The sequence below is a fragment of the Peribacillus sp. P4_B1 genome, from assembly GCF_056402395.1.
Map to the genome: position 1 here is coordinate 32,375 of NZ_JBFUHM010000034.1, position 22,819 is coordinate 55,193.

Genomic DNA, 22,819 nt, shown 5'->3' on the forward strand with positions numbered 1-22,819 from the left:
AGCGTCGACCCCTTTTTCCTATCAATATCTTGCCGTTAACATTTTCTTTCTAGTGTAAAATTCCACGCCGTCCTTTCCATTGGCATGAAGGTCTCCATAAAATGAACTTTTATAGCCGGAAAAAGGAAAGAATGCCATAGGCGCGGGTACACCAAGGTTAATACCAAGCATCCCTGCATCAATTTCTTCACGAAATTCCCGGATGGCTTTTGCACTATCCGTATAGAGGCAGGCACCATTGGCAAATTCGGATTTATTGGTCAAATCGATTGCTTCTTCAAGCGTATTAACCCTTACTATGGATAAAACAGGGGCAAAAATTTCATCCTTCCATATTTTCATGTTTGTTTTTACATGGTCAAATAATGTCGGCCCAACATAATAGCCATTTTCCTGATCGCCTTCTTTTCTGCCATCACGAAGGAGAACCGCTCCTTCTTTTTCCCCGATTTCAATATATTGTTCTGTTCTCTTTTTATGAGTATCACGGATCACAGGGCCCAAGAAAACGTCCTTATCCATTCCATTGCCAATCTTGATGTCATCCGCTGCAGCCTTTAATCTCTCAACAAGCAAATCTCCCACTTCGCCTACCGCAACAACCACCGACGCGGCCATGCAACGCTCGCCTGCTGACCCGAAGGCGGCATTCGTTATGTTCGTTACGGCATTATCCAAATCCGCATCAGGCATGACGATTGAATGATTTTTCGCTCCTGATAAAGCCTGGACACGTTTTTTATTGGCAGCTGCCGTTTTATATACATACTCTGCTACAGGTTGGGATCCGACAAATGATATCGCTTTAATGTCTTCATGCTCCAAAATTCCATTCACGACATCGTGGGCACCATGGACAATATTGACAACACCATTCGGAACGCCGGCTTCCGTCAGTAATTCTACAAGGCGGTTGGCTAAAAGCGGAGTCCGTTCTGAAGGTTTTAAGATAAACGTATTTCCACAGGCTATTGCAAGCGGGAACATCCAACAGGGAACCATCATTGGGAAATTAAATGGCGTAATCCCGGCAACGACACCCATTGGATAACGATACATGCCAGATTCAATTCCAGGGGATATATCAGGAAGCTGACTGCCCATCATCAAGGTAGGCGCACCTGCAGCGAATTCAACGCATTCAATTCCACGTTGAACCTCACCATATGCTTCTGTATAGCTTTTTCCATTTTCTATCGTGACCAGCTTTGCAAGTTCATCCCAGTGTTCTATCAATAATTGCTGGTAACGGAATAAGAAGCGCGCTCTTTTTGGCACGGCCACCTTTTTCCATTCTTTATACGCCTTTTTAGCAACCTGCACCGCCTGGTCGACATCTTCCTTTGTGGAAAGGGGTACGATTGCCAAAGCTTCTCCTGTTGCCGGATTAGGCACTTCCTCATGTTTCGATGTTGTGGAATTCACCCACTTGCCACCGATATAATTTTTCAACGTTTCTACATCATTGATAACAGTCATTAAAGAAACCCTCCATTTCAACACGATTTCATAGTTTTATTATATTTTTCAAACGGGCTTTTTACATTAGACGTTTTGTATAGTTTTTGATTCAATATTTGCACAAATTGTTTGATTTCGATTTTCCTATATTCATAATAATCATGAAAAGAAATTTCCCCACTCAATACTCATGGTAAAATCCGCTTTTAACCTTTTAGAATATTTCTTTCCCTTGAATCAGCAGGCTTTCAAATCAACCTTTAATAATCGAGTATAACTTTAGGTCCTCATGCTTTCCTTTAACAAACATCCCTTTCCTTATGATTCCCTCAAAAGACATTCCAGCCTTTTGCATGACTCGCTCCGAAGCCAAATTTCCTACAAAGCAGCGCGCTTGTATTCGGACAAGGTTCATATTATCGAAGCCAAATTCGATTATCTTTTTGGCTGCCTCCGTCACCAAGCCATTCCCCCAATATTCTGGTGCCAGCACATATCCAATTTCAGCTCTATGATGATCAACCTGCCATGAAACAAAGTCAATAGTGCCAATCAGCTTACCGCTTTCCTTGTATTGTATTCCCCATGGAGCGATTTTCTTATCCTCATAATTCTGTAAGGCAAATCGGATAAAATCCCTTGTATCACATAGGGAACGATGGGCTTCCCATGTGACGAAGCGGGATACATCACTATTGGATGCATAAGCGAACATGTCTTCTGCATCATTCATGGTGACTTTCCTCATAACTAAACGTTTTGATTCTATGGTAGGCAGCTGTCCATATATGTCTTTCACATTCATGATTACACCCCATTCCATTAATTATTTGTATTATAGCAAGATTGGAAAGCAATCACTGTTCCCAATTGAAATATCATTGAACTTATGTATAATTCGGAAAAATAGGCAGGGGGAGAATCATGCCAAGAAAACTCATAATAAGCCAGGCTTGTATGGACCTTTATTACAGRGAGTTAAAGAATTGGTACCCGAGTGGATTGTGATTTCCTGAAGATCTCCGGAAATTTGGAAGGATCATATAACCGATTCGGAAGTGATCGCAGGCTGGAAAAAGGAAATGTCTGAATCAATTGACACAAACGAAATAAAAAGGTTCCAGACATGGAGTGCCGGAGTGAATGCTTGACCCCTGGAAAACTTAGAAAAAAAGAATGTGCAGATTACAACTGCAAATGGCGTCCATACCATCCCCATTTAGAACCCATTTTTCTTGTTAAGGCTTGCTTTAACAAGAAAAATATATGTACTAAGCAAAAGCTGGAAAAGGCTTGGCATCACGCAAATATAAGCAGGAAATTCATGAAAAGACCATCGGAATCATCGGTGTTGGGAAAATCAAAAAAGAAACCGCTAAAATTGCCAAGTCTTTCCCTTGACCGAATTATGAATGCCCATTCCGGTAAATCAGAAATTGTCGATGGGATGTTCACACAAAACAATTGAATCCCTTCTTCCTAAGTCCGATTATATTGGCGGTACATTACCCGCACACATCCGGAAATACGGAATTTTACGAGAACGGCTTATTCAGGATTTTCATGCCGAATTTAATGAACGATCTTAATGGTAAAAAATCCTCCAACAAATTTACTTGATTACAAAAAAGGGCATTAATAATTTTTTAACATCTAGCATTATAAATAATCTTGCTTTGTTTACTTGCAGATTCCGACAATATCTGTTATATTTAATAAGAATTATTTTTGTTCGGGAAGATTGATAAGTGAAACACTTTTCGTCTAATGATTGAGCAAGGGTAGTAACACAATGTGTGGATTCACACTAGGAGGCAACAACAATGGAACAAGGTAAAGTAAAATGGTTTAACGCAGAAAAAGGATTTGGCTTCATCGAACGCGAAAACGGAGACGATGTATTCGTACATTTCTCAGCTATCCAAAGCGAAGGATTCAAATCATTAGACGAAGGTCAAGAAGTTACTTTTGAAGTWGAGCAAGGTCAACGTGGACCCCAAGCTACTAACGTTCAAAAAGCATAATTTTAAATACACTATATAACGGACTCTACTTGTAGAGTCTGTTTTTTTTATTGAATTGCAATAATTAAAAAACCCCTATTCACAGGGAATAGGGGAACATGAAACAAGTTTAGTAAATGGTAAACACAGTATAACACACTAAGAAACGAAACCCTAATTTATCCGAAAAGTAAAAATTATCACGCACTTCCCTAGGCTTTTACCCTACCATTCATTTCTTATCCACTTCATATGTTCGATCCGTTCCCCAAGGATAAAACGGGGGCATATCGGAGCTGCTTTTCATTTTGAAATCAGCTTTCCTTTTTTCAAGGAAGGCTTCGATTCCTTCTTGTGCATCCGCTTGTTTTCCGGTCCAATGAATCATTTTCGATTCTATTTTATGCGATTCAACAGGATGGTTTGCACCGAGCATGGTCCACATTAACTGGCGGGATAACGTCACTGAGACGGAAGATGTATTTTCCGCAATGTCTGCTGCAATTTCCATTGCCGCAGACATCAATTCTTCCGGCTCAACGATCTTGTTTACCAATCTTCCCTCATATGCTTCACTGGCAGAAATCATTCTGCCGGTAAAAATCCATTCGGAAGCTTTGCCCATTCCGACAAGCCTAGGTAAGAACCAACCGCTGCATGCTTCCATCGTTATCCCTCTCCTGGCAAATACAAAACCCATTTTTGCATCTGTTGAAGCGATTCTAATGTCCATAGGCAAAGTCATTGTTATCCCAATCCCAACTGCCGCTCCATTAATGGCTGCTATCATGGGTTTCTTCATCTCAAAAATCCGTAATGACAACACCCCCCCTGCATCACGGTATTCAACCAAAGGGGTGTGATCCATAAAGGTTTCTGCACCTTTCTCCAAATCCATTCCAGCACAGTAAGCATCCCCAGCGCCAGTTAAAATAACGGCTCGTACGTCATCACTTTCATCCGCTTCATCTAAAGCAAGAATCATCTCCTCACACATCTTTTCATTGAAAGCATTCATTCTTTCAGGACGATTAAGCGTAATTATCATGACACGATTGACGATTTCACTAGTTATCGTGGAATACAATATCAATCCCTCCTTCTCTTACAAATTGGTACAAGAAACAATTATTTATTTTTACATATAATTACATTTTATATGTTTTATTTTCAGATTCCTAGTTATTTATTTTGACATACTATAAAATAATTTATTCTTCAAGATAATCGCTTATATCTAAAAATATTTTAAATAAATATGTAAAAAAGGACCAGTCGCAAACGCAACTGGTTTTTTTGTTTACCAATATAAATGACAAGCTACGAAATGTCCCGGTTTTTGTTCTTTCCATTCAGGTACAGCACTGGAGCATATCTCCATCGCTTTAGGGCAGCGAGTCCGGAATACACAGCCGCTCGGCGGATTTATCGGACTTGGTACATCGCCTTTAAGTACGATTCTTTCCCGTTTAATAGTGGGGTCCGGAATCGGCACTGCCGAAAGCAAGGCTTGCGTGTATGGATGTAGCGGATCATTCGTTAAAGAATCACTATCCGAAAGTTCCATCATCCTTCCAAGGTACATGACTAAAATGCGATTTGAAATATACTTGACCATCGATAAATCATGTGCGATGAATAAATAGGTCAAGCCCATTTCTTTTTGTAGCTCTTTTAATAAGTTAACCACTTGAGCTTGTATCGAAACATCCAGGGCAGAAATCGGTTCATCACAAACGATGAATTTAGGATTTAATGCCAAAGCCCTTGCAATTCCAATACGCTGGCGTTGTCCACCGCTGAATTCATGCGGAAAACGAGTGATATGTTCCGGACTTAAACCAACCAGCTTTAATAGGTCTTCCACCCTTTTTCTTCTCTCTTTACCTTTTGATATCCCATGTATGGCAAGTGGTTCCCCAATCAATTCCTCCACCTTCATCCTTGGGTTCAAGGATGCGTAGGGATCTTGGAAAATCATTTGTATTTCACGGCGGATTTGTGACATTTCCCCCTGTTTGTAATCGAAAATATTTTTCCCCTGAAAAAGAACTTCGCCATCTGTCGGTTCATATAGCCTTGTGATTGTACGCCCTGCAGTCGATTTACCACAACCGCTTTCCCCAACAAGACCGACAGTTTCCCCCGGATAGATTTTGAGATCCAAACCATCTACCGCTTTCAGCGTCTGAGAACCAACGGGAAAATACTTCTTCAGATTCTTTATTTCAACAAGAGGAGAATTTTCGTTGACTGTCTTTTCTTTAACTGACTTATTTTTTAGTGAAACCATTGGTTCTCCTCCTTTATACATTAGTCGGTGCTTGTACCTGTGTTGCTTTTGCCATTGGGTGGTGCAGCCAGCATGCAGCTGTCTGACCCTCTTCCACTACTTCAAGTTCCGGATCATGGTCTTTGCACACTTTCATTGCGGATTCACATCTTGGATAAAATGGGCAACCTTTTGGCGGATCCAATAAATCCGGTGGTGATCCGATAATGGGAACCAACGGAGCCGTTTTTTCCATATCCAGCCTTGGCACCGTTTTAAGCAGGCCTCTTGTATATGGATGCTGTGGGTTTGAAAATATAGCTCCTACCGTTCCCGTCTCCACAACCTTGCCTGCATACATGACGACTACCCGTTCACAAGTTTCCGCAACCACACCTAAATCATGAGTGATTAATATGATGGAAGTATCCATTCTACGTTGGATATCTTTCATCAGTTCCAAAATTTGCGCTTGTATCGTTACATCCAATGCCGTTGTAGGTTCATCCGCAATTAGCAATTTCGGTTCACAGGCTAAAGCCATTGCTATCATTGCCCTTTGGCGCATACCACCTGAAAACTCATGTGGATATTGTTGCATCCTTTTTTCCGGCTGAGGAATACCTACAAGTTTAAGCGTCTCCAACGCCCGTTCGTACGCATCTTTTCGGGACATATTTTTATTATGCTTTAAAATACCCTCCATGATTTGGCTGCCAATTTTTGTCGTTGGATTAAGCGAAGTCATTGGATCCTGAAAAATCATGCTGATTTCATTTCCGCGAATCTTCTGCATTTCCTTTTCACTCATTTTAATAAGATCTTTGCCGCCAAAGTTTATAGACCCTTTTCCATACTCTGCTGGAGGTGTTTCCAATAATCTCATGATGGATTTCGCAGTAACACTTTTACCGCATCCGGACTCTCCAACAATGGCAACGGCTTCCCCTTTTTTCACTTCAAAGTTCACGCCGCGAACCGCCTGCACTTTTCCTGCATAAGTATGGAAGGTGATGTGTAAATCATTGACTTCTAATAGGTTCTCCATCATCGTCCCTCCTATTCTAGTAATATCAAATCTTTATGTTAGGACTCTATTATTTCCGAAGTTTTGGATCCAGGGCATCCTGCAGTCCGTCACCAGCCACATTGAACGCGAACATGGTTAAGGAAATCAATATTGCCGGGATTAAAAGTTGATAGAAATTCCCTACCAAAATGCTTCCCAGGGCATCACTTGTCAATGTTCCCCAGCTTGCTTGAGGCGCTGGCACTCCAAGACCTAAAAAGCTTAGTGTAGCTTCGGCAAAAATCGCAGTGGGTACAGTCAACGTTAAATTGACCAGGATCGGTCCCATTGTATTTGGAATCATGTGTTTTCTTAAAGTCCAGCTCGTATTGGCTCCAGAGATGGTTGCTGCATGGATATATTCATTCTCTTTAAGTTGTAAAACCTGTCCCCTTACTAGTCGTGCCATGGGAATCCACCCTGTAATCGACATCGCAATGATGATCGGCAGAATACCAGGTTTTAATACGACCATCATTAAGATAACCATCAATAGGTAAGGGATTGCATAGATCACTTCAGCAAACCGCATCATGATATTATCTGTGCGTCCGCCACGAATGGCTGAAATCCCGCCATAAAGGACACCAATCAAGAAGTCAATCAGCGCAGCCATCAATCCAATGAACAACGATATCCTCGCACCATACCAAGCTCGCGTGAATAAATCCCTTCCTGAAGAATCCGTTCCAAACCAATGCTCGGCATTTGGACTAAGATTCTTTTTCTCGAAATCTTGTCCATAATAAGTATACCCGTTAATATATGGACCAAAAATCGCCAGTAAAACCAAGAGGATAATAAGTACGAATCCCGTCATTGCCAATTTATTTTCTCTAAAACGACGCCAGACGTCAGACCAATATGAAACTGTAGGCCTGGCAATTTTTTCAGCTTCCTTAAAGTTTCCTTCAGCGGGTTGGAACATATCTTCGGTTAAATGCACTTTATCTGCCATTATTTCTTCTCCCCCGTCACTTTAATTCTTGGATCAATCAACGTGTAGGCTATATCAACGATGAATATCAATAGGATAAGCACTGCACTATACACAATTGTGGAACCAAGAATGACCGGGTAGTCTCGGTTGGATATTCCCTTTACGAACATATCTCCCATGCCTGGAATACCAAAAATACGTTCAATGATGAAGCTTCCTGTAACGATATTAGCCGTCAGGATACCTAGAATCGTGATAATCGGCAATAACGCATTCCGAATAGCATGTTTGATTATGACACCGCTCCGTTTTAATCCTTTGGCCTTTGCAGTCAAAATGTAATCCTGCCCCATTACTTCAAGCATACTTGTCCGCATCAATCTGGCGATGAAAGCAAGAGGCATCATTGACAGGGCAATGGATGGTAAAATGGTATGCTGCCATGTCGCCCATGTAGCAACTGGGAATATATGCCATTTTATTGCGAAATAATTGATTAAAATAGTCGCCAAGATAAAGTTTGGAACAGAGATCCCTACGATGGCAATGACCATTGATAAATAGTCGGGCCATTTATTTCTTTTCAGTGAAGCAACTACACCCAAAATTAGCCCAAAAAAGATGGCAATCACCAATGCTTGTGCCCCTAAGTGCAACGACACTGGAAATCCTTTCAAAATGTAATCATTCACAGAAATGGATGAGGATTTCAATGATGGACCAAAATCGAATTGTACGACTTCCAATAAATAATTCCCATACTGGGTCAACAACGGCTTGTCCAATCCATAGTGGACTTGAAGGTTCTCATAAACTGCAGGAGGCATTGCTCCTTCTTTAGCAAATGGATTTCCCGGAATCGTATGCATTATGATGAACGTTAATGTAATAACCGCCCATAAAGTAATAATCGCCCATTTAAAACGGTTTAATGTATATCTCAACATGGTAATCACCCCAATCATCGATTTTCTAAGGAGTTGAAAACGGAAATGAATTCATGAAATATTCAAATTCGCAATTGAAAAATGGGGTATGTCCTTAATCGGACATACCTCCCATTTCACTTTTATCCTTCTCTTATTTTTTATCCGCGTAAATAAAGTTCGGATAAGCATTAATCGGTGCATAAACTCCAGTAACATTCGATTTAACCATGTATGGTTTTGTGTAGAAGTACACCGGAAGGATTGGCATATCTTCAATCAGAACTTCCTCTGCTTTATGTAAAGCAGCCATGCGTTCTTTTGGATCCATTGTAGATTTTGCCTCTTTTAATAAATTATCATATTCTTTGTTGGACCAACCTGCATCATTATAGGCACCATCTGTTTCCCAAAGCATGAAGGTCATCGGGTCAACATAGTCACCAACCCATCCGGCACGGGAAATTTCAAAGTCGCCAGCTTTTTCACGGTCAAGCTTAACTTGGAATTCCGCATTTTCAAGTGTTACTTTAACACCCAGGTTATCACGCCACATTTCTTGAACCGCTTCAGCAATTTTCTTGTGGGAATCTAAAGTGTTATACAAAATTGAAAACTCAGGTAATTCTTTCATGCCTTCTTCAGCAAGTCCTTCTTTTAACAATTTCTTAGCTTCGGTAACATCTTCCTTAAATAGGTTACCTGTATTTTCCTGGAAATCTCCAGATGCATCAGGAATACCCGGAGGGACTACGCCGAAAGCAGGCTTTTGTCCGCCTTGAGCAACATTTTCGGTGATTTTTTGACGCTCGATAGCCATTGAAAGCGCTTTCCTTACTTTAGCATTATTGAAAGGTTTCACTTTCGTATTAAAGTTGTAATAGTAAACGGCAAGTTCTTTGCCCATTTTGAATTCTTTATCATCAGAATTGACCATTTGACCTTGAATATCTACTGGCAGTGGATAAGCGAGGTCCAATTCGCCACTCTGATACATTTGCCATGCTGTATTTTCATCTTCAATTAGAGCAAAGTTAACTGCATCCAATTTGATTTTATCTTTATCGTAGTAATTTTCATTCTTTTCGATTTTCAGGCTTTCTTTATGTTTCCATTCCGTTAATTTGAACGGCCCGTTTGAAACGTGTGTCTTTGCATCCAAAGCCCATTTTGGATTTTCTTCCTGTACCTTTTTATCGATTGGATAGAAAGTATAGAAGGAAGTCAAGTCAAGGAAATATGGTGTAGGCTGCTCCAAAGTAACCTCTAATGTAAGATCGTCTATAGCTTTAACCCCTACGTCCTCTTCCTTGCCTTTCTTGCTGTTGTAGGCTTCTCCGCCTTTAAGATAATAAAGCTGGTAAGCATAATCAGCAGCAGTTTCTGGTTTCAAGGCATATTTCCAAGCATATTCGAAATCATTAGCTGTAAGCGGGTCTCCATTTGACCATTTCAAACCATCTCTCAATTTGAATGTCCATGTTAGTCCATCATCACTGATTTCCCATGATTTTGCAGAACCAGGGACGATTTTACCTTCTTCTGTTTTCTTAGTCAGCCCCTCAAACGTATGTTCAAGGATCCATGATTCATGAGTACCTTGGGCATTGGCAGGGTGAAGCGAACCAGGTTCACTCGAGTTGTTTACGTTTAATACTTTTGATTTGGTGGAGTCACCCGAGCCACCTTCTTTTTCATTCGAGGTTTCCTTCGAACCGCCGTTGCATGCCGCAAGTATAAGCATGATGGCCATAAGAAGAGCAAGCACTGAAAATTTAGACTTTTTCAAAAAATATTCCCCCTATCTTTAATCTTTCTTCGAATATTCCCATTTAAGGGATTATCCTTATACCACCTATTAATTGTTGGTATAGTACATTCTGAATATCAGCGTGGAAAGTTAGAAGCATTCATAGCAGGAATTCACCGAAAACAACTAGCGAACCGTTTGCATAAATCTGTGAATCTCCTAAAAAAACCAATTAATGCAGTTTACTAGTTAAAAAGCACACTCTTTCCAACCTCGCTAAGGGTACTATACCTCGAATTAAAGATGTTGAATTTTAAGTATATTACGAATAAACCGAAAAATCAATAAACCAATGAGTACTTTTTCACAACATAGTAATTATTTGCTAATCAATTCGATCTAGATATTAGGTAAAAAGAATGGAAAACCTAATTAATATAAAATGACTACCGACATCTTGTGGTTTTTTCAAACTCTTTTATACCAGTATTCATATAGTTTCGCTTGTCTTTTTTTCACTAAATATTCTAACAATTACAGTTAGTCCGGTTGCTAAGACCACTTTCCTAGCAAACCGATTCCTGATCAAATAATATATTTTAGTAGGATAATACTTTTTCCATTGAGGTCTTTTCAAGAAAATCCCAAATAACGGATAATAACTATGTAGGAATAAAGTTATTCATCAGTCTCTCACCTATATGCACCCTGTAAATCCAATGATTAATGATGACCATTCCTCATTTATGATTAAATAAATATAATGACACGAAAAGCAAACATATTCCTGCAACCTTTTTCGCATCCAATGGGATGCGAACCCCGCCGAATAAACCAAAATGGTCAATGAGGGCCCCAATCAGTATCTGGCCTGCGATAACCCCAACCAAGGCAGGAGCCACTCCAATCTGAGGGATAACCACTATTATAACAATGACATAAATGGCCCCTAGAAGTCCGCCTATCAATTGCCATTTTGGTACAGACGCGATGGCGGAAATGTTTCCATTTCCCGCGAACAAAACAATAAATAATAAAGCGAGTGTCCCGATGCCAAACGAAATGAAAGAAGCTTCAATAACCCCCACTTTTTTCCCTAATCCACCATTGATTTGCCCTTGTATGGCAATGGTGATGCCACCTAGGACCGCAAGCAACGGAAATAATATCTTCACAATGATTATCCTCCTTTTTATGTCCACCCGGACTGATTAACTGACTTCGCTTTCTAATTTTAACATGAAGAATACGTATATTTTCCCTACAAGTGGAGAAACATTCTTTAACTTAAAAAACTGGCACTATTGGCCAGCTGCTATCTTCTATCAACTTTTTTGAAATGAATCCTAAACGCTTTGCTGTGGTAATTGACTATACTCTGTGCTTAACAAGGAAAATACTAGGGCATCATGCGATTGTTTACGATGAAATATATAACTTCTGAGACTTCCTTCCTCTTTAAAACCAAATTTCTTCAAGAGGTTTCTGGATGCAAAATTATCCTTGAAAGTTAATGCAGCCATTCTGTTTAGTTTCAATTCTCCAAATGAATAGCGCAATACTTCGTTGACAGCCTCGGACGTAAAGTGTTTTCTCCAATATTCAGGATGGATTTCATACCCGATTTCAGCTCGTTTGTTGGCAAGGCTCAATTGATTCAGGCCAACGGTACCAATGAATTTACCTGAATCTTTCACAACAACTCCCCACCGTATCCCCCGTTTGTTTATATAAGCACTTTTAAACGAGTCGATTAAACGGCGGGCATCTTCAACTTGTGTTAAACTTTCTATCCCATCATATTTGGTCACTTCATCTTTAGACAAAATGTCAAATAGACTCTCAGAATGCTGGTGACCTATTTCAATTAACTGCAGCCTTTTTGTTTCCAATTCCCTAAACCCCATCGAAGAATCCCCCCGTATATTCAACTGTCTACTTAATTCTATTCCTGAAGAAGAGATACCTGTCTTAAAGAACAATACTTTTTGATAAACTCCTTCCCTTAACATACAATGCCGCGTCCTTATAACCGTCCTTTATAATTAAAACCCGAATGAATTTGTTAAAGAATGATACTGAAGGCCGTCCAGGTTCCCGCATACTCTAATAAGAAAAAAGATTTAGGCTGATCAGGATAGAACTCCTGTTGTCCGTATACCACCATGGGCCCGCCGTAGATGACGACCCGATTCATTCAAGCCATTTATTTAATCCCGTGATCATTTTTTCTCGCTAATAAATAAATCCGTGCCGTTTCCCAAATCATCCTATCCTCAAGCCTTTGATTTGTTGCGATGGCAAATAACGCATTTTATCCTTAACTTCTCCCTGGGCTTCACACCCATTTGCAAAAATGATCGCCAGTGCAAGTATCATATCCGTGGTAAATGCCTGAGTTTGTTTCTCTTTTAAAGTCTTTCCATTGATTTTCGTTTTGAATATTCGCATATGCCTTTCAAAATGCCTTTTCAATCAATGTGCATGTACATAAGGATAGATTTCGGCTTCTCAAACAGTGCTCTTGATTGAAAACGAAAACTTGTCTCAAATCTCTTTTTCAGGATAATATTTCACAGGAAAATATCCCCTATATACTTAATATCTATCCTTCCCAATACCCTCCCGGCCTTAAGATCCATAAAGCTCAACCCTAAGGGCAATTTATTATCATTTCCACATTATTATAATTACCTCCATTTAAATGCTTTTCGTTTTGATGTCCATATTATTTACCCTGACAAACATATCCCGCAAACGAAAAATGATTCTTTTTTTACATGAAATAATTCTTCCCGTCTACCAAAAGGCCCTATGATTTTGGTTTACTATAAACACTCTCAGGTCATATGGACCCTCATCATGCATGCTCCCATTCGCTACCTTCTGCCCATTTCAATAAAGAATGGGCATGACCTAATTTTACATACAACAATTTTTATAGGATACTAGACTTCCAATCCAGATATTCTACTAGGAGGAAACAAAATGAAGAAAATCATCCTTTTATCAGCACTATCCCTATCCCTATTATCTCCAACAGTTGCTCAGGGAGCCAATACTTACGAGGTTGCAAAAGGGGATACCCTAACGAAAATTGCGTCTGAATATGAAGTCAGCCTTTCCGAATTACTTAAGACGAACACGGCTATAAACAATTCAAATCAAATTCAAATCGGACAAATCATAAATCTTCCTTCAACCATCCACACAACTAATCAAGAAAAAGGTCAGTCAGTTGAACAGCAGGTTCTTAGGTTAGTTAACGAAGAACGTTCAAAGTCGGGCCTCCCTTCCCTTGAAATGGATACCGCCGTTTCCAACATTGCAAATATGAAATCTGAAGATATGCGTGATAATAATTATTTCAATCATACAAGCCCAAATTACGGATCGCCCTTCGATATGATGAAATCCTTTGGGATCGGCTACAAATACGCAGGGGAAAATATCGCAGCAGGTCAACCTAGTGCGGATGCTGTCATGAAATCTTGGATGAACAGCCCTGGACACAAGGCAAACATCCTGAACAAGAACTATACCCATATTGGAATTGGGCATGCGACAGGAGGGAAATACACCCACTATTGGACTCAGCAATTCATTGGGAATTGAGATCGTAAGAGGTGGCAGATTGCCGCCTCTTTTTTTAACCTATTTCCAATTCCAAATCTAGGGCTTCCCCTCATCCGTTATCATGAATTAATATTAATTCTCTGACAATAAGATAGAGTGACCTTTCCCACTTAAATCGAAAAGATGTCATGCAGTTTGATAGCTTCAATAAAAAAACCGAACGTCATTATTTTTTTGTTGGGCGGATATACAGGAAAAATACTTAAAGTAGTTATATCATACTATTTTTCAATTATTTTACTGATAAAAATAAAATTATGTTAAAATAGAATTCTAGACATAGGTATAAAGGGGCAATTGCAATGAAAATAGAGGTTGGCTCTGTTATCAACGAGTTAAGAATCAAACAAAATCTTACAAGAGAAGAACTGGCAAAGGATATATGTGAACCTAATACCCTGTTAGATTATGAAAGGAGCATCACTTCTCCAACAATTGATGAATTGKCACTTTTTGCGGATAAACTTAAAGTTGACCTGCCGTATTTCTTCACTACCAAAAATGAACCAATATATAATTACATAGAAACCATTAAACTATTGATAAACAAATATAAACGTACACGTAATTTTGAAGCAATCTATGAAATAGTCCAAAAAGAAATGGCAACGGCACCGGAAAAATCAATATCTTTTTATCAATTCTTGAAATGGCATGAAGGTATATCTTTTTTTTATTTGTACAATGACAAACAAAAGGCTATAGACTTATTGAATGAGGCCATTCAGATTACAATGGGTAAACGTGTCATTTTTCATCAACAGGAGATAGAAGTTTTAAATAGTATTGGAATTATCCATTTTAAAACAAAAAATTATGAAGAGGCCATCACCATCTTCAATGAAGCACTGGAATTCATCGAGAATATTCCCCATGTGAATCAAGAAGGTACAATTGTCGTGAAGATCATTCATGGATTAGCACTGACTTTGTCTGAACTTCATTACTATCAAGAATCGCTAAATTATACCCTTAAAGGGATCAACATTTGCAATTCGACAGAATCATTATATTTATATGCAGAACTCCATCTTTTAACTGGTAAGAATCTGATTCATCTTCAGCAGCCTGACGAAGGACTGCAATATATAAATAAATCCAAGAGCATTTTCAGACTTCAAAAAAAAGAAGAGACTATACAAATCGTCGACCATGAATTGGAAATCATTTTACAATGCTTGTGAACTTCAACTAATAAAAAGATAGAGATTGCTGTGAATCTCTATCTTTTATAAAATAGTTCGATTCGAAGGGAAATCTCTTTAAACTATGTTATACAACCTCGTCTTTACCAAAACATATAGGTTTAATGTTATCCTCGTCCCAACCAGCATGTACCATGCACCTCATTCTGAAACCCTTCACTTACCAAGTGATTTTTGGTAATGCCTAATTGTTTTTAGGTCATTCTGAAAGGGCCATTCAAAATGACCTAAAAACAATGCATCACACTTCCAATCGCTATCCTATGTCAGCTATAATAGATGAATGTAACCCAACTGGAGGAAAAAAAATTGTCTAATAGAATAGGTTTAGTGCTAGACGTAGAAACAACTGGTTTACGTCCCTCTTCTGATGAAATTATCGAGCTTGCCCTTATACTGTTTACCTATAACAGCGAAACCGGGGAAATTATTAATCTTATTGATCAAGAATCATTTTTAAGGGAGCCTCTCTCCTATCAAGCAAGAATGAATTATGATCAAGCATACAGGATTCATGGAATTCCATATAGCACCGTGGAAGGAAAAAGTTTTCACGATGAAAAAATTAAATCCTTCATTGCCCGCACTGATTCGATTTTCGCACATAATGCTTCTTTCGATAGAAGTTTTCTCTACCAAATGTATCCGGAAATCAATGATCAAAAGTGGTTCTGTACGATGCGGAATGTTCCTTGGAAGCAATATGGGTTTGAGAATAGTAAACTCTTAACATTACTGCAGGCACATAATATTACCAATTTCCAAACACACAGGGCTTTAGATGATATTTCTTACCTAATGGAACTTATGAGGAAACCGGGTCCTTCAGGTCTTCCTTATTTAAAAGATGTCATTGCTAAAAATCCGATGAAGAAATATGCACCTGCTTCTCAAAAGACAAGGGTATAGCTGTTAACAACATGTACAAGTGATTAACATGGTTTTGTCACTTTAAACGTTTTTTTACATATTTCCCTTTCCATGGGAGCAGCAGCATATTTACGGGTGTGATTAACGGGGGCTTTTTTCACGCATTTGTTGGAAGCGCTTGGCAAATATTATCAGGATATTAATGAAAAAACAGCGACCCATGATGGGTCGCTGTTTTTTCATTGTTATACTGTTGCCTCTTTCTGTTTTTCATCTAATGCACCATTCAATTTTTTATACCGGTAAATAAAGTAAATGAGTGATAATATTAATGCTACAACAAGGAATATGGCCAATATGCTAAGATTATGCCACATGAAGCTATAATCTCCTGTTGAGATGACTGCCCGAAAAGCATTAATAGAATAAGTCATCGGTAAGAATGGTGTGAATCCTTGCAGGAAGCCAGGAACCAATTCATTTGGGAATGTTCCGCCACTGCTGGTCAGTTGAAGAATCAAAATTAATAATGCTATGAACCGGCCAGGATTATCAAAGGCTGAACCTAAGAACTGAATGATAGCCATGAATGTGCAGCTAGCAAGAATGCTTACTGCAAAAAATAGCGGCAGGCTCGTAACATGAATTCCAAGTCCTAAAATTAAAATCGAGTCAACCAATATGGCTTGACAGATTCCTATGACAGCCATGACGCTGTATTTACTAATAAACCAGCTAAATCCACTTCCAGGCTTAACAGCAGGATCTCTTAACGGGAAAATGATTGTCAGGACGATTGCCCCGATAAATAAACTCAATGAAATTAAATATGGTGCAAAACTAGTGCCATAGTTCGGTACATTATTAATTGGCAATTTATCCAGTTTAACTGGGCTTGCAAACATGTCATATACTTCTTCATTCGATTTTATGTTGCCAGCTTCGTTTGCCCCATCCTTCAATTCGTCATGTAATTCTTCAGATCCATCTGAAAGTTTAGCGATTCCATCTTGTAACTTAATGGCCCCATTAGCAAGTTCTCCCATACCACTAGTAAGGCTGGATGAACCTTCTTTCAACTTATCCGTTCCTGTAACAAGACCTTTCGAGCCTTCCGAAAGCTGTGAGGTTCCACTTGATAATTGCTTTGAGCCATCTTCAAGCTGATCAAGGCCGCTTACCAAGTTATTGCTGCCTTTGGTTAACTGTCCAAGCCCACTCTGTGCTGAATCTATACTGGCGCCAAAAGTTGTCAATCCAGATACCAATTGACCTTGACCATTTTTCAGTTCATTCGCTCCATTAGCGAGTTTATCCTGAGCTTGCTTCAATTGAGTAAAACCACCGCTTAGCGCATTTGTGCCTTCACCTACCTGATTTGCGCCATCACTAAGACTGTTTGAGCCTTTTGCAATATCAGATGCACTGGCTGATAGTTTTCCCACTCCTTCAGAAACACCTTTACTACCTTCACTGATGCGGGATAGAGAAGCAACCACTCCATCCAAACGCGCTTTCTCGGCTGGATCATCCGTAGCATCTGATTGTTGTTTCAATCCGGAAATAACTTCTTCCAAACCTGCTGAGACTTCAGATGCCCTCGCTTTCGCTTCGCTCGATGCTGCACTCCATTCAGATAATGCACCTGACAGCTGATCAGCACCTGCAGCTACGCCATTTGCCCCCTCTGTCAAAGCGGGCAGCTTTTCTTCTATTTGATTGAAGCCCTCTAGTGACTGTTGCAGTCCAGAAGCCAATTCACCGGTTCCCGCTTCAGATTTCTTGGCACCTTGCAAAAGCTCGGATTGTCCATCTTTCATTTGTCCAACACCTGAGCTAAACTGTTGTAACCCTTGATTGAGCTCTTTTGATCCTGCAGCTGCCGAACCGACCCCATTCGAAAAGGTCAATGATTTTTCAGCTAGTTTTTCCAGGTTTTCATGGATCTCGACGGAACCTGAATGAACGGAATCAATCCCTTCATCCACTTTTTTGGAACCTTCTTTAGCTGAGTTAATCCCATCACCAAGTTCGCTTGTTCCGTTCTTCACTGTATCTGTTCCATCTTTCAATTCTCCAGCTCCATCACTGGCACTTTTGAGTCCGTCAGCCACTTCGTTCAAATTGTCAAACATTGACTCCGCATAGGTTTTCGTTACGGCAGACGAAACTTCCCCTTTGATTCTCTCTGAAGCTGCGTCACCTATTTTAGTAGATATATAGTTGAACCCTTCATTAGACGTGTAAATTAAATCAAGTTTTTGCGGATTGTCCTCCTGTAAGGTCGTTGCATTTTTCGAAAAGTTTTTCGGGATTTCTATTTTCATGTAATAATCTTGATTTTCCAGACCTTCATTGGCTTCTTTTTGACTGACGAAATGCCAATCGAAATCCTTTTTCTCCTTTAACTCTTTGACTAAATCTTTTCCTATTGTCAGTTCCGAATCATTGAACTCGGCTCCCTCATCCATATTGACAATGGCAACAGGCAATTGGTCCACCTTACCATATGGATCCCAAAATGCCCAAAGAAACGTACCGCTGTATAATAAGGGGACCATTATGATCCCTATTATAGAAATGAGTATCATAGGGTGTTTTAGTATGGCTAAAAATTCACCCTTAAAAGATTTTAACACGCCTAACAATTCCTCCTTTACGACGAATATGCCGTTTAATTTATCTATTTCAGTGATAAATGGATTGAAGAATACTTAATTAAATCATTTGCTTCTGCAATATATATTTAATGATTTTATCTTCACCATTAATATATATAACTTTCAAAACAACTAATGACTATTTTGTTCATTCGGTCATTATCACGAAAATAATATAACACTTATATATTCTTTTATCAATATTTTTTTCACTGTCTTATATCCTTTTTACTATTTTTCTCAGTACATTCTATTTTCATGGTATTTTTTTAAGAGAAGAGGCTTTTATCATCAGCTGAAAAAATCAGCCCTGTTATCATGCAAAAAAGGGCATCCCTTATGGATACCCTTTTTCACGTGAAAATAAACTATATTTGCATAATTATTGAAGCGCTTTCATATCACTTGGATATAATGCCTTTTAATTTTTCCGCATGCCCGGTCAATGTCTCTAAAGATTCATGATACTCTCTTTCTAATTGTTTGATGATGCCGGCAGCGGTATCTATTTTTTTTATAGCCCCTACACCATGACCTGCCGACCAAATATCCCGCCACGCTTTAGACTCAGATGACTTGGACATGCTGTCAAAATCGACCTTATCTTTTTTTGCTAATTGATCTGGGTCCATGCCTTCCTTTCTTATGCTCGGTTTCAGCATATTACAATTAACGCCGGAAAATGCATCAGTCAAGATAATGTCATCATGATCAGAATCGACAAGCATTTCACGATATTCATCATTTGCCCTGCTCTCTTTTGCCACGATAAAACGTGTACCCATATAAGCAAGATCTGCTCCCGCAGCCTGAGCTGCCAAGATACTGTGACCAGTACTAATGGACCCGGCAAGCAAAATGATTCCGTCCCAGAATGTCCTTACGCTGTCAACGAAAGCAAAACTATTTATCTCACCCGCATGACCACCGGCTCCAGAAGCAACTAAGATCAATCCGTCCACACCTGACTCAGCTGCTTTTTTTGCAAATTCCACACTGCTTACATCTGAAAAGACCAAACCACCATAACTATGTACGACATCCACTACGTGTTTTGGTGAGCCTAATGATGTAATGATGACGGGAGGCTGATGCTTTTTGACCAGTTCCAGCTCTTCTTCAAGACGGCTATATGTACGGTGGACAACCATATTCATTGCCCATGGAGCAATCTTGCTGTCTGGTTTTTTAGCCCTTGTAGCAATCAGTGTGTCGTTTATGTCACCCATCCATTGATCCAGTACCTCTATCGGCCGCGCATTTGGCGCTGGAAATGAGCCAATCACCCCATTTAAACAGCATTCTTTCACTAACTCAGGACCAGATATTAAAAACATGGGTGCTGAGATAACTGGTAAAGATAATTGATTCCACCAATGTTCAGGCAAACTTCTTCTCATCTATGAAACCTCCCATTTTTAATACATTACCAAAATATAACACTACTAGATTATCTTACTTCTAAAATACACAATTTTCAAGAAATTAATTCAGAGCTATTTTTCATATCGTTCAGGCCATTTCAATAAAAAAACTCCATAAATGTTAGTTTGTGTCTAACATTTATGGGGCAGTTCAAAAACGTCCCATATACCGTTTCGATTAGTTTGAAAGCACCCATTTACGAATGGCTTTGGCCACACCGTCTTCTTCATTTGTTGCTGTAACCCAATCTGCTTTTTCTTTCACAATTTCTTGGGCATTACCCATTGCAACTCCCACTTTTGCTTCAGAAATCATGGCAAGGTCATTAAGGCTGTCTCCTACCGCCATAACATTATTCATAGTAATATCGAGCAATGAACAAACAAGCTCTATAGCTTTCGCTTTATTGACGCCCATGGCATTCACTTCAATATTCGTTGGACTTGAATTGCTTATTTCAAAGTTTCCTTTTGATACCAGTTCATCCATGATGATTTGGCGGGTGGCTTCATCATTTGTATCAAAACCGAATTTAAGCCATTGCGAATCATGGATTTTTTCAGGCATTTCAGCCCTGTAAATATTATCGCAACTTATCGCCCAGAAATGTGTGCCATGTTTTTGGCTTAATTCCCACATCCATTGTATGGACTCACTATCAACGGTATTTCTTTCCACCAGTTTTCCTTGATTATCGTAAATTTCACTTCCGTTTACCGTTATGAGGTATGAGCGGAGTTCCATTGACTTTGCGAAATCGCTGCATGTCGCATAGGATCTTCCTGTGCTCAATACAACAAAAACCCCTTGATTTTCAGCTTCTTTAATCGCTCTCCGGTTTTCTTCAGAAATCGCTCCTGCGATATTCAGAAGCGTGCCATCCATGTCAAGTGCAACTAATTTAATATCTGGTTTCTTCATTCTCATTCACCCTTTCTTAATCCTTCTTTATGTATCTAAGTCCATGATAGCTTATTTTGCTTACGTAAGGAAAGAACGTGAAGAATTGAACAGAGATTCCTTTGAAGGAAGGTTGTGATTTCTCCATTTTCAAATTGAGATATCAGACCTTGATGTTTTTGGATTTGAAAAAGGTCACAAAAATTTTTGTGACCTTTTTCATCAGGTTCCACTGATACTAATCAATCATATATATCCTAATCCGACACTTTATATTTTACCAGTCAATCACCTGCTACTCCCTTTCCTTTTCCTTTTCCATTTCATTCGATTCCTTTTCAATCTGACCTTCCCATTTTGGGACACCATCATTTTCATCAAATTCTATAATGACATCCGTTACACCTCTTTCCTTGAATATCTCATCAAATAGCCGGTCTTTAATGTCATCAGCCTGGGCAATTGAAATATTGGGATCGAGTTCCACTTCAAGTTCTACATGAAAGTCTTCCCCTTCTTTTAATACTGCCAGTTTCTGTATATCTCTTACATCTGGGTCACCCATTACCAAAGTTCCAATCTTTTGACGCATTTCTATATCCGCTTCCCCTAGAGCACCCGCAGCATTGTCAAGGAACACCCTTCCAACTACATAGAACATACCGAGACCAATCATGACAGAAGCGACACCTTCCGCTTGAATGAAGGGCGTGAAGTTTGCCAATAAAATGGCAATTATCGCAAGCACCCCACCCCCAGTTGCCACCATATCTTCCATGAATACTAATTTCGTAGCTGGTTTTGCCCGTTTTAAACCATTAAAACTCTTAAAGATGACGGCTGCTCCTTTTGCTTCAATTCCAGTCTCATGCAACACTTCTTTCATAGCTTTAAATAAAACATATGATTCCAACACAACCGCTAAGGAAAGGATGGACAAATTAATAATGATTCCAGTTGATTCTACAGGGTGGAATATGTGATGGAACCCTTCTTTAATCGTTTCATAAGACATGATCCCGACAACCAATACCGCACCTAATAATACGAGGTTTACTAAACGCCCAAAGCCATCGGGGAATCTATCAGTTGGTGACTTTTTACTTAGTGCTGAACCAATGAAGACGAAAAACTGATTCGCAGCATCACCCAAAGTATGTAATGTTTCAGCAAACATAGCGACATTCCCTGTCATGAAATAAGCAATCCCCTTAAGTACAGCGACGATACTATTCACACAGGCAGCAATGAACGCCGATTTATTACCCTGTTTTAATAACTGAAATAACTCTTTCAAATAAATGCCCCCCCATCTTTTCAATTATCTTAATGTATTATCCCCAACACTGGAATATATGAAACCACAAAAGGGAAAAACCCGAACGATACGAATGGAAAATGATCTGGCATTACTTTGGTGTTTACATGTTGTACCTACCACACACGAATATATTCCAGAACACAAAAACCTATTTGAAACTGATAATGCAATGAGATATGCATACAAAAAAGGGAGTCAGCAGCGGCTGAGGGCACTGAAAAAGTCCCTTCCGGGCCAATAGAGGTAGATTTTCTCAGTTTATTCTGAGGAAATCTACCTTTTTTTGTTTTATAATCAAGGTAATAAATTTATGTGGGTGAGTACGATGATTCAAAAACAAACGTCTATGGTTTTTAGTCCTCATATGGCCATTTATGATGT

19 protein-coding genes are annotated in these 22,819 nt (G+C 39.3%); 5 read left to right on the top strand and 14 right to left on the bottom strand.

The window, feature by feature from the left end:
* Positions 1-21: 21 nt before the first annotated feature.
* Together AC1DVK_RS18230 and AC1DVK_RS18235 are read right to left on the bottom strand one after the other, a co-directional pair.
* Positions 22-1,479 (bottom strand): CoA-acylating methylmalonate-semialdehyde dehydrogenase, encoded by a 1,458-nt coding sequence (locus AC1DVK_RS18230; protein WP_289320275.1) that lies wholly within the window; start codon positions 1,477-1,479, stop codon positions 22-24.
* Between the two features lie 235 nt (positions 1,480-1,714).
* On the bottom strand, positions 1,715-2,266 hold the full coding sequence (locus tag AC1DVK_RS18235) for a GNAT family N-acetyltransferase (protein ID WP_089364256.1): 552 nt from the start codon (positions 2,264-2,266) through the stop codon (positions 1,715-1,717).
* Between the two features lie 488 nt (positions 2,267-2,754).
* Between AC1DVK_RS18235 and AC1DVK_RS18240 the strand changes: the two genes are divergently transcribed.
* Together AC1DVK_RS18240 and AC1DVK_RS18245 are read left to right on the top strand one after the other, a co-directional pair.
* Complete coding sequence (locus tag AC1DVK_RS18240; protein WP_477627076.1) at positions 2,755-2,862, top strand: NAD(P)-dependent oxidoreductase; 108 nt, start codon at positions 2,755-2,757, stop codon at positions 2,860-2,862.
* A gap of 422 nt (positions 2,863-3,284) precedes the next feature.
* Entirely contained in the window at positions 3,285-3,485 is a 201-nt protein-coding gene (locus AC1DVK_RS18245) for a cold-shock protein (protein WP_029714163.1), read from the top strand.
* A 211-nt stretch (positions 3,486-3,696) separates the two neighbouring features.
* Here the strand turns inward: AC1DVK_RS18245 and AC1DVK_RS18250 are convergent, their stop codons facing one another.
* The 8 genes from AC1DVK_RS18250 to AC1DVK_RS18285 all read right to left on the bottom strand — a co-directional run bounded on the left by AC1DVK_RS18250 (position 3,697) and on the right by AC1DVK_RS18285 (position 12,328).
* Complete coding sequence (locus tag AC1DVK_RS18250; protein ID WP_477627077.1) at positions 3,697-4,551, bottom strand: crotonase/enoyl-CoA hydratase family protein; 855 nt, start codon at positions 4,549-4,551, stop codon at positions 3,697-3,699.
* Positions 4,552-4,764: 213 nt separating this feature from the next.
* Positions 4,765-5,757 (bottom strand): ABC transporter ATP-binding protein, encoded by a 993-nt coding sequence (locus AC1DVK_RS18255; protein WP_061463421.1) that lies wholly within the window; start codon positions 5,755-5,757, stop codon positions 4,765-4,767.
* A gap of 13 nt (positions 5,758-5,770) precedes the next feature.
* Positions 5,771-6,784: an ABC transporter ATP-binding protein gene (locus AC1DVK_RS18260; RefSeq protein WP_061463422.1), complete on the bottom strand. Its 1,014-nt coding sequence runs from the start codon at positions 6,782-6,784 to the stop codon at positions 5,771-5,773.
* Between the two features lie 49 nt (positions 6,785-6,833).
* Positions 6,834-7,763 (bottom strand): ABC transporter permease, encoded by a 930-nt coding sequence (locus tag AC1DVK_RS18265; RefSeq protein WP_061463423.1) that lies wholly within the window; start codon positions 7,761-7,763, stop codon positions 6,834-6,836.
* Positions 7,763-8,692: an ABC transporter permease gene (locus AC1DVK_RS18270; RefSeq protein WP_053346403.1), complete on the bottom strand. Its 930-nt coding sequence runs from the start codon at positions 8,690-8,692 to the stop codon at positions 7,763-7,765. The genes AC1DVK_RS18265 and AC1DVK_RS18270 overlap by 1 nt, the downstream gene beginning before the upstream one ends.
* Positions 8,693-8,825: 133 nt before the next feature.
* Positions 8,826-10,460 carry a peptide ABC transporter substrate-binding protein gene (locus tag AC1DVK_RS18275; protein ID WP_286141069.1) on the bottom strand — a complete coding sequence of 545 codons (1,635 nt, stop codon included), beginning with the start codon at positions 10,458-10,460 and terminating at the stop codon, positions 8,826-8,828.
* A 701-nt stretch (positions 10,461-11,161) separates the two neighbouring features.
* Positions 11,162-11,596, bottom strand: a complete 435-nt coding sequence (locus AC1DVK_RS18280) for a DMT family transporter (protein ID WP_061463424.1) — start codon at positions 11,594-11,596, stop codon at positions 11,162-11,164.
* A gap of 171 nt (positions 11,597-11,767) precedes the next feature.
* The gene (locus AC1DVK_RS18285; RefSeq protein WP_477627078.1) at positions 11,768-12,328 is read right to left on the bottom strand and encodes a GNAT family N-acetyltransferase; all 561 of its coding nucleotides are present in this window, start codon (positions 12,326-12,328) and stop codon (positions 11,768-11,770) included.
* Between the two features lie 1,081 nt (positions 12,329-13,409).
* Between AC1DVK_RS18285 and AC1DVK_RS18290 the strand changes: the two genes are divergently transcribed.
* The 3 genes from AC1DVK_RS18290 to AC1DVK_RS18300 all read left to right on the top strand — a co-directional run bounded on the left by AC1DVK_RS18290 (position 13,410) and on the right by AC1DVK_RS18300 (position 16,171).
* The gene (locus tag AC1DVK_RS18290; protein WP_061463426.1) at positions 13,410-14,036 is read left to right on the top strand and encodes a CAP domain-containing protein; all 627 of its coding nucleotides are present in this window, start codon (positions 13,410-13,412) and stop codon (positions 14,034-14,036) included.
* 323 nt (positions 14,037-14,359) lie between these two features.
* Positions 14,360-15,241, top strand: coding sequence for a tetratricopeptide repeat protein (locus tag AC1DVK_RS18295; RefSeq protein WP_477627079.1), 882 nt, complete (start codon positions 14,360-14,362; stop codon positions 15,239-15,241).
* A gap of 330 nt (positions 15,242-15,571) precedes the next feature.
* Entirely contained in the window at positions 15,572-16,171 is a 600-nt protein-coding gene (locus AC1DVK_RS18300; RefSeq protein ID WP_284470595.1) for an exonuclease domain-containing protein, read from the top strand.
* Positions 16,172-16,377: 206 nt separating this feature from the next.
* On the opposite strand, the gene AC1DVK_RS18305 is transcribed toward AC1DVK_RS18300, so the two are convergent.
* The 4 genes from AC1DVK_RS18305 to AC1DVK_RS18320 form a co-directional block, all read right to left on the bottom strand.
* Positions 16,378-18,771, bottom strand: coding sequence for a YhgE/Pip family protein (locus tag AC1DVK_RS18305; RefSeq protein ID WP_477627080.1), 2,394 nt, complete (start codon positions 18,769-18,771; stop codon positions 16,378-16,380).
* A 422-nt stretch (positions 18,772-19,193) separates the two neighbouring features.
* Positions 19,194-20,192, bottom strand: coding sequence for an NAD(P)H-dependent flavin oxidoreductase (locus AC1DVK_RS18310; RefSeq protein ID WP_477627081.1), 999 nt, complete (start codon positions 20,190-20,192; stop codon positions 19,194-19,196).
* 202 nt (positions 20,193-20,394) lie between these two features.
* Positions 20,395-21,144, bottom strand: coding sequence for a Cof-type HAD-IIB family hydrolase (locus AC1DVK_RS18315; protein ID WP_477627082.1), 750 nt, complete (start codon positions 21,142-21,144; stop codon positions 20,395-20,397).
* A 268-nt stretch (positions 21,145-21,412) separates the two neighbouring features.
* A complete protein-coding gene (locus AC1DVK_RS18320) occupies positions 21,413-22,414 on the bottom strand; it encodes a cation diffusion facilitator family transporter (RefSeq protein WP_477627083.1) in 1,002 nt (333 codons plus the stop codon).
* Positions 22,415-22,819: the final 405 nt, after the last annotated feature.

Coding starts and splice junctions, on each gene's coding strand:
- AC1DVK_RS18230 (WP_289320275.1), bottom strand. CDS start 1,479: ATGACTGTTATCAATGATGTAGAAACGTTGAAAAATTATATCGGTGGC.
- AC1DVK_RS18265 (WP_061463423.1), bottom strand. CDS start 7,763: ATGGCAGATAAAGTGCATTTAACCGAAGATATGTTCCAACCCGCTGAA.
- AC1DVK_RS18290 (WP_061463426.1), top strand. CDS start 13,410: ATGAAGAAAATCATCCTTTTATCAGCACTATCCCTATCCCTATTATCT.
- AC1DVK_RS18310 (WP_477627081.1), bottom strand. CDS start 20,192: ATGAGAAGAAGTTTGCCTGAACATTGGTGGAATCAATTATCTTTACCA.
- AC1DVK_RS18255 (WP_061463421.1), bottom strand. CDS start 5,757: ATGGTTTCACTAAAAAATAAGTCAGTTAAAGAAAAGACAGTCAACGAA.
- AC1DVK_RS18285 (WP_477627078.1), bottom strand. CDS start 12,328: ATGGGGTTTAGGGAATTGGAAACAAAAAGGCTGCAGTTAATTGAAATA.
- AC1DVK_RS18315 (WP_477627082.1), bottom strand. CDS start 21,144: ATGAGAATGAAGAAACCAGATATTAAATTAGTTGCACTTGACATGGAT.
- AC1DVK_RS18235 (WP_089364256.1), bottom strand. CDS start 2,266: ATGAATGTGAAAGACATATATGGACAGCTGCCTACCATAGAATCAAAA.
- AC1DVK_RS18270 (WP_053346403.1), bottom strand. CDS start 8,692: ATGTTGAGATATACATTAAACCGTTTTAAATGGGCGATTATTACTTTA.
- AC1DVK_RS18260 (WP_061463422.1), bottom strand. CDS start 6,784: ATGGAGAACCTATTAGAAGTCAATGATTTACACATCACCTTCCATACT.